2 protein-coding genes are annotated in these 1,200 nt (G+C 35.2%); both read right to left on the minus strand.

The genetic code is table 11. From position 1 onward, the window contains the following. Positions 1 to 350: 350 nt before the first annotated feature. Entirely contained in the window at positions 351 to 674 is a 324-nt protein-coding gene (locus AC1DPZ_RS27610; protein ID WP_477409550.1) for a hypothetical protein, read from the minus strand. A 179-nt stretch (positions 675 to 853) separates the two neighbouring features. After that, a partial coding sequence (locus tag AC1DPZ_RS27615; RefSeq protein ID WP_477409552.1) for a hypothetical protein occupies positions 854 to 1,200 on the minus strand: 347 nt, incomplete at its 5' end.

The raw sequence follows: 1,200 nt of genomic DNA on the forward strand, positions 1-1,200 counted from the left end.
GGTAGCATTCAGTTTTGAAAACAGCACATTATACGCAAAAGCTTTGGTGCCTTTTAGAATCGTACCTTTTAATAAAACAATTATCTGCTGTATATTAATTGTAATATGTATTAAACAACAAAAGCTGCGCTAAGGCAGCTTTGTAAATAGAGAAAATAAATACTTGCGAGTATCAATGCTCCCAACCACTTGCTTTAAAAGGTTACTGAATTCGATAACTTGCAGATGAGGCGGCAAGACATTTGTAAAGCTTAACTTTTAATAAATGTAGTCGACTAACGATTTAACCCCAATTTGTTATTTTAAATAACCAAAGTCGCGCTTGGCAACTTTGGTTAGAGGCTTAAAGTTCAAAAATTTACAACTTTACGATAAAACGTACCACCTTTCCACTCAAATGGATCATCTACTATTAAGATATCTATACGACCACGAGCCGCTGCCGCAACCTCCTTATTTACAATATACATTGTGTTCTGATTACCATCGGGTTGAGGTAAATATTTTACAATACCTCGTGACCTTCTGTATATAGGAATTAAATCGTTTGTTCTAATTAATTGCTCTTCGATAGCTACCACTTCGGCCTTGCCCTCTGAAGGTAAAACACGTATAGGATTGCCACTTTTGTCTGTTAAGCCAATATTTTGACCTGTGTAATTTTTAAATGTCATTTTTTGTTTATTTTTTAGTTGAAAACAGTGTATTCAATTTGAACCTTTTTAGGCCAAATAACGTCCCATTTATTAAAAATAAAGCGGCAACTTGCGTATATAGGCCATTTAAGCCAGTTGCTACAGTTATAAATAAGGGGCTATAAACCCCTTAAATCATAAAATTTGTAGCTGGAACGTTATTTTTGACTTTTATGATAAATACGTATCACCCTGTACCCTTTGACCTCCTTTCCGGCTGCGTTTCGTCCTATGGTTATCCTATCGGATAAATCGCAATATTCCCGCAAAAGCTTTACTCCAGGGCTAAGTAATTTTAAATTACTATCAGCCAAGCCAGCCTTTAATTTATTGGTAATAGTGACTGATGAGTAAGCCTGACCTTCAAGAAAATTATCCTCTATTGACTTTAAAAAGCCGAAATGAGTCTTTTGACCATGCAAATCCTTTTGTTTTATTGCATCTCGAATTTTAATGTGATCAAATTCAAGACGCTTCGCTTCGTCCAGTCCGATTATTTCGAAAG

Source organism: Mucilaginibacter sp. P4_G9 (genome assembly GCF_056400985.1).

Bases quoted from the DNA above. Each gene is read 5' to 3' on its own strand.
- AC1DPZ_RS27610 (WP_477409550.1), bottom strand. From the start codon at position 674: ATGACATTTAAAAATTACACAGGTCAAAATATTGGCTTAACAGACAAA.